This is a genomic window from Marinobacter sp. SBS5 (assembly GCF_048285575.1).
GTDB lineage: Bacteria > Pseudomonadota > Gammaproteobacteria > Pseudomonadales > Oleiphilaceae > Marinobacter.
The window spans coordinates 412,685-419,512 of the sequence record NZ_JBLWAZ010000004.1 but is presented as its reverse complement, the minus strand read 5'-3'; the positions used below and the strand labels follow the sequence as shown (position 1 = coordinate 419,512).

The 6,828-nt window shown below is 56.7% G+C and carries 5 protein-coding genes; 3 read left to right on the top strand and 2 right to left on the bottom strand.

Going from position 1 to position 6,828, the window contains the following annotated elements; all coding sequences use genetic code 11:
- Nucleotides 1-313 precede the first annotated feature (313 nt).
- From hrpB to ACNQ6O_RS13460, 3 genes are all read left to right on the top strand, one after another.
- Nucleotides 314-2,788: an ATP-dependent helicase HrpB gene (gene hrpB / locus ACNQ6O_RS13470; protein WP_418053743.1), complete on the top strand. Its 2,475-nt coding sequence runs from the start codon at nt 314-316 to the stop codon at nt 2,786-2,788.
- 172 nt (nt 2,789-2,960) lie between these two features.
- Complete coding sequence (locus tag ACNQ6O_RS13465) at nt 2,961-3,779, top strand: ATP-grasp domain-containing protein (protein WP_418053742.1); 819 nt, start codon at nt 2,961-2,963, stop codon at nt 3,777-3,779.
- 184 nt (nt 3,780-3,963) lie between these two features.
- Nucleotides 3,964-5,139 (top strand): type III PLP-dependent enzyme, encoded by a 1,176-nt coding sequence (locus ACNQ6O_RS13460; protein ID WP_418053741.1) that lies wholly within the window; start codon nt 3,964-3,966, stop codon nt 5,137-5,139.
- 66 nt (nt 5,140-5,205) lie between these two features.
- On the opposite strand, the gene ACNQ6O_RS13455 is transcribed toward ACNQ6O_RS13460, so the two are convergent.
- Together ACNQ6O_RS13455 and ACNQ6O_RS13450 are read right to left on the bottom strand one after the other, a co-directional pair.
- Nucleotides 5,206-6,390, bottom strand: coding sequence for a CynX/NimT family MFS transporter (locus ACNQ6O_RS13455; protein WP_418053740.1), 1,185 nt, complete (start codon nt 6,388-6,390; stop codon nt 5,206-5,208).
- A 10-nt stretch (nt 6,391-6,400) separates the two neighbouring features.
- Nucleotides 6,401-6,796: an ectoine synthase gene (locus ACNQ6O_RS13450; protein WP_114335060.1), complete on the bottom strand. Its 396-nt coding sequence runs from the start codon at nt 6,794-6,796 to the stop codon at nt 6,401-6,403.
- Nucleotides 6,797-6,828 lie beyond the last annotated feature (32 nt).

The following is a 6,828-nucleotide window of genomic DNA, read 5'->3' as shown; positions in this document are numbered from 1 at the left end:
AAAAAATACCCCACCACCCCGCTCTAGCTGACAACGGTGGTTTCTCGGGTTACAGATAAAGATTTTTTGATTAGTTAGGGGGCACCGATAAAGGGGGGCAGTAGTTTGATTATGGATTCCGACTTCGCCCACTAAACCTTAGCCCGACCATGGTAACCTTCGGACATATCTTATTATTACGTAGGGTGTGGGAGGGGGTTTGGATTTTTTGTCGAACAAAGGTGTCTGAGCGAAGCGAGTTCTTTTTCGGCCAAAAATCCAAACCCCCTCCCGCGCCATCCCCAAACAAAAAGGGTAAACCCAACAACACCCCATGCCCCCAATAGAAGCCATACTCCCAGAGCTAACCCAATCCCTAAACCAAAGCACCACAGCCTTGCTACAAGCCCCCCCGGGAGCCGGCAAAACTACCAGAGTGCCCTTGGCGTTGTTGGAAGCCGAATGGCGGGATGACCGGAAAATCCTGATGCTGGAACCCAGGCGGCTGGCGGCCAGATCAGCGGCGCGGTTTATGGCGAAACAGTTGGGAGAAGCCCCGGGGCAAACGGTTGGCTACCGGACTCGGTTAGATACCAAAGTTTCTGCGAACACCAAGATTGAAGTGGTCACCGAAGGCATTCTCACGCGCTTGATTCAGAGCGATCCTATGCTGGAAGACTACGCCGCCGTGCTCTTCGATGAATTCCATGAGCGTTCGCTACAGGCCGATCTGGGCTTGGCGTTGGTACGGGAAACCCAGCAGGCATTGCGGGAGGATCTTCGGATATTGGTGATGTCGGCGACCTTGGATACCGCGCCGATTGCTCGCGTATTGGGTGATGTGCCGGTGATCAGCAGTGAAGGCCGGGCGTTTCCGGTGGAGGTGATGTACCGCCCGGTGCCCCGGAATGGCCGGGTGGTGGATCAGGTGGTGGCGGTGGTGCAGGAGGCTCTGCAGGATCAGACCGGTTCGGTGCTGGTGTTTTTACCAGGTGCCGGGGAAATCCGGCGGGTAGCGCAGCAGTTGCAGGGGCAGCTCCCGGACAACGCAATACTGGCACCCCTCTACGGCAACCTGAAATCCGAGGAACAGGACCTCGCCATCTCATCGGCCCCTGCGGGCAGCCGAAAAATCGTACTGGCCACTGCGATTGCCGAGACCAGTCTGACCATTGAAGGTGTGCGGGTGGTGATTGACGCCGGCCAGCAGCGCCGGGCGGTATTCAATCCGAACAGTGGCATGACCCGCCTGATGACTGGCCGCGTATCCAAAGCGTCTGCAGAACAGCGTAAAGGCCGGGCTGGTCGTATCGAACCGGGTGTGTGCTATCGGCTGTGGAGCGAGTCCGAGCAGTTCGGGCTGGCTGACTTCACCCCGCCTGAGATTCAAGAAGCCGATTTAGCCCCCTTGGTGTTGGAGTTGGCCCAATGGGGTGCCCGTTCGCCGGATCAGGTGGCGTGGATCGACTCACCACCGATCGCCCACTGGCAGCAGGCGGTTACCTTGTTGCAGTGGCTGGATTTACTGGATGCTGAGGGCGCCATCACCGATCACGGCAAAGCTGCTCGTGATCTTGGCATGCACCCACGCTTGGCGCACATGGTGATCAAAGGGCGCGCTCTGGGGCTGGGGCAACTGGCGGCGGAGTTGGCTGCTCTGCTCGAGGAGCGAGATTTGCTTGGCCCGGGTTCCGGCGCTGATTTGCATGAGCGCATTCGGGTGTTGCGTGGCGAGCGCGGCCATCGCGGGATAGATGTGGCCCGTTTGAAAGCGGTGAAACAGGCCGCCAAGCGCCTGTGCCGAGACGAAACCTCAACAGAGTTGCCAACTGAAACGGACGTTGGTCGAGTGTTGGCCCAAGCCTATCCCGATCGCATTGCCCGCCGTCGGCCGGGCAGCTCGCCCCGCTACCAACTGAGCAATGGCAAGGGCGCGGTGTTACGGGAAGACGATGCCTTGGCACGGCAAGAGTGGCTGGTAGCGGCGGACTTGGACGGAAAAGCCCGGGAAGCGACCATGTATTTGGCGGCACCGGTGGATTTGACGGATCTGGAGCAGGATCTCGCGGCCCATATCGAAGATCGGGAGGAAGCCCTTTGGGACGACAAACGGGGCACCGTCGTGGCCCGGAAAGTCCGCAAGATGGGGGCGTTGGTGCTGGCTGAGAAAGCGCTGGCGCAGGTGGCGCCGGAGTTGCTCCAGCAAGGCCTGCTGGATGCCGTTCGGCGTAAAGGGCTGGATAGCTTGCCTTGGACACCGGCTGCCCAACAGTGGCGTGCACGGGTTCGGATGCTGGCCCATCAGTTCCCCGGTGATTGGCCGGAGGTCAGCGACAGTGCCTTGCTGGATGCGTTGGAGGGTTGGTTGGCGCCCTATTTGTCGGGCATGAAACGTTGGGCCGACTTGGCCGGCCTCAATCTGGTTCAGGCCCTGAATACACTACTCGATTATCCACAACAGCAACGGTTGGAAGAACTTGCCCCCCGCGCGCTGACGATACCCACCGGCCAGAATGTCACCTTGGATTACAGCGCTGACAACGGCCCCGTATTGGCGGCCAAATTACAGGCTTTGTTCGGTTGGACGGAAACCCCCAAAGTCGCCGGTGGCCGCGTGCCGGTGGTCATCCACCTGTTGTCTCCAGCCCAGAGGCCGCTGGCGGTTACCGCCGACTTAGCCAGTTTCTGGAAGAACGCCTACCCGGAGGTTCGCAAGGACACTCGTGGGCGATATCCCAAGCATCCTTGGCCGGAAGATCCACTGACGGCGCAAGCGCAACAGGGCACGAAAAAGCGCCCTGCTAAGTAACATTTGTGCCTTTAATTGCTGACCCGTAATGCGACGCTGCCCACTAACAGAGTGCGCTGGTAAGGCTAAACATTTGGGTGTGAAAAAAGCATGAATTTCGCATGAAAAAACACTTGTCAGTTGCTCAAAGCTGATTAAAATGCCGCCAATTTCATCCGTTCGGCGGCCACACATGCAACTCGTGTCTTTTAACGTCTTTCGTACCCTCGGATTCCCCGACACCACGGTTCTCAAAGCTGAGCATTTCCAGCGTCACAAGGAATTGTTGAAGGAAGCGGATTGGGTTCTCTTCCCTGAATACTGGCAATTGAACGCGCTCGTACACGGATTGAAATGCCGAGTATTTCCCAGCGTCGCCAGCTACCGAATTGGCCACGACAAGATCGAAATGACCCGGGCCTTTCAAACCGTCGCCCCGGAGCACACGCCTTGGACGCTCATCGAGGCCAATGGCCCGCAGGAGCGGGAGGCGCTTTGGAATGCCATGCCTCTACCCTTTGTTGCCAAGCTGCCGAAGTCCAGCATGGGTGACGGTGTATGGCTGATCGAGTCCCGAGAGGACTGGCAGCGTTATTGTGATCGTACCGATGTGTTGTACGTGCAGGAGTACCTGCCGATTGACCGGGATGCGCGAGTGGTGGTTGTGGGTGACCGGGTTGTGGCCGCCTATTGGCGAACGCAGGCAGAACAAGGCTTCTACAACAACGTAGCGAAGGGTGGGCAGGTCGATACCCGCGAAGTCCCTGCGGTGGTCACCGATCTCGTGCTGCGTCTGGCGCGAACGCTGGACGTTAACCACGCCGGCTTTGATATTGCAGTCGTGGAAGGCTACCCCTATGTACTTGAGTTCAATCGTCTATTCGGTAACAAGGGCTTGGCGAAAGGCAGCGATCTCAATGAGGCCATTTTGGACTACCTAAAGGCCCAGCACAGCGCCGAAAATCCGGAAGGACCGACAGAGCCGCCGCCATTGTGGCCAGTGGCTGTGTAAGTTTGAATCCATAGACTAGAAATCCGTGTTGCGCATGAGGTTTTTCGCACCTGGTTTATGGGTATATATGCTCATTTGCGGTGGTCAAAGAAAAGCCTGATGATCGCGAAATCCTATGGGTGCTGCAGCCGTGCTGTGGTGCCTTTTTTTATGTCTGCTTTCCCTATGGAGGGATGCACCACTGATGATCGACGCAGCCAACGCAAATATTGCTGATTACTACGACGCCGATACCTTCAAGCGTATCAAGGAATTCTCCGAAACGAAGGAAACGCCGTTTGTAGTGATTGATACCGCCACTATTAATCGTCAATACGATGAATTGGTGGATGGATTCCCTTATGCGAAGGTTTATTACGCGGTAAAGGCTAACCCGGCCCCCCAGATTTTGACCATGCTGAGGGACAGAGGCGCCAACTTTGATATCGCATCGGTGTACGAGCTGGAAAAAGTCATGTCGCTGGGCGTCACCGGTGACCGTATCAGCTATGGCAACACCATCAAGAAGGTGAAGGATGTTCGTACCTTCTATGAAAAGGGTGTGCGCATGTTTGCCACGGATTCCGAAGCAGATCTGCGTAACATTGCCAAAGCGGCTCCCGGCTCCAAGGTGTACGTGCGCATTCTGACGGAAGGTACGCTCACCGCAGACTGGCCGTTATCCCGCAAGTTTGGCTGTCAGACAGACATGGCTATGGACCTGTTGATCCTAGCCCGTGATCTGGGCTTGGTGCCTTACGGTGTGTCGTTCCACGTGGGATCTCAGCAGCGCGAAATCGGTGCCTGGGACGCAGCGTTGAGCAAGGTTAAGGTCATCTTTGAGCGTCTGAAAGAAGAAGACGGCATTGAGCTGAAAATGATCAACATGGGCGGTGGTTTTCCGGCCAATTACATCAGCCGCACCAATGAGCTGAGTGTTTATGCTCAGGAAATTGCCCGGTTCCTAGAAGAAGACTTCGGTGCCGATCTGCCGGAAATCATCATTGAGCCCGGCCGTTCACTGATTTCCAATGCCGGTGTGTTGGTCAGCGAAGTGGTGTTGATTTCCCGAAAATCACGCACAGCGTTGCACCGATGGGTGTTTACCGATGTGGGTAAGTTTTCGGGGTTGATCGAAACACTGGATGAGGCGATCAAGTTTCCGATCTGGACGGAAAAAGAAGGCGTTGGTGAGGACTGCGTGATTGCCGGGCCAACCTGTGACAGTGCCGACATCATGTATGAGCACCACAAGTACCCGCTGCCGTTAAATCTGGCCATTGGGGACCGGATGTATTGGTTGTCGACGGGCGCCTATACCACCACCTACAGTGCGGTAGAGTTCAACGGATTTCCTCCGTTGAAGGATTACTACATCTAAACGGTGTGGATGTCTGGCCGAGGTTAGCTATCAGGGCTTCCTCGGCCCAGGCTGCGCCGTGAAGTATCAGGAACGGCTCAATTTCAATCGGAACGCAATGGGAAGCACCAGCACGGCATAGGCAAGGATTACCCATACCGCATGGCGGATATCGCCGGTCCAGTCTGCCAGTACCCCACCCAGCATCGGCACGGAAAACGCCAGTGTGTAGCCGACTAGAAACGTACCCGCGGAGAGCCGCCCGGTTTCTTCGGATGGCACTAACAGTGGTGGCAAAGCCACGAGAAGAATCAGCAAGATACCCGCAAAAAAACTCATGAACGTAGCGCTGATGATCGACGGCCAGCCGGTCAGTAAAAGAGCGCCGAGAGTTCCGCTGATACTCAGAATGGCCATCACGACAATCAAACTGCGTAACCCCACCCATCGCCGCGCCATTTTCAGCATGACCAGAGAGGCGAAGACTTGCGCGAAGTTGTACCAGAACAACGCGTCGGGGAGCATGTCGAAGTTGCCTTGTTGCTCCAGCAAATTTCCCATGTAGGCGTTCAGCCCGAAGAACGATGAGCCGGATAGCCCTAGCAGCAAGCCCAAGCGCAGGGTAAGCGGGTTCTTCCAGTCGGGTAGCCAGGCGGCTCTTCGTACCGGTCGAGCCAAGTCCCGTTTAGGAAGAAACAGGGCAGCAGCGACTAACAGAGCCGGCAACGACCAAGCCAGCAGTGCTGCGCGCCAGCTGTTGTCCAGCAAAGGCATAAGAACCGGTAAGGTAATTCCCGCTCCAATAAACTCGCCCATCAACATGCCATTCATATAAATGGCGGACCCGATGGCCAGGTGGTGTGGTTCAAGCCACCGCGGTAACAGTGCGGGTAAGGCTGGCTGCATCATGGCAACACCAAGCCCCATGATGGCGCTGGCGATCATCAGCGTAAGGGTGTCGGGAACTAAGCCACGGCCAGCAGAGCCAATCACCATGATCACCATGGCCAATGCCAGCGTGTTGCGCGGCCCCATGCGGGAAATCGCCAGCGACCCGGGCATGGCGCCAATGGCGAGCATAAGAATAGGGAGCGTGGTTAATGCACCGGTGAGCGCTTGGGTCAGACCAAGCTCATCACTGATGAAGGGGGCAAGCGGCGGCGCCACCAGTACAGGTATTCTTAGGTAAACACCGGCTAGCCAAAGCAACACCGCCACCGGCAGCAGCTTGGCTGGCGATGGCGATGTGTTCGCGGCGACATTGTTTGCCACAGCGTGCGAATCAGTCTTCGCTGGTGTCGGGCAAGTAAGCGCCGTCTTCGTCGTGTACTTCCTGACCGGTCACTGGCGGGTTGAAGGCACAGATCAAACGCATGTCTTCAGTACCACCGCGCAGGGTGTGCTGGTCGTGCTGGTCGAGTGCGTACAAAGTACCGTCGGTGATTTCGTGGGTTTCACCCGTGGCCTTGTCGGTAATGGTGCCATTACCGGCTACGCAGTAAACCGCTTCCAGGTGATGCTTGTACCAAAGGTTCAGCTCAGCACCGGCCGGAATGATGGTTTCGTGGAACGAGAAACCCATGCCGTCTTTCTTCAGCAGCATGCGGCGGCTGGTCCAGCCTGGTCCAGTTACTTCGCGTTCGGTACCAATAATGTCTTGCACTCGTACGATTTTCATTCACATTCCTCATTGTGTGATGGAATAGCCTT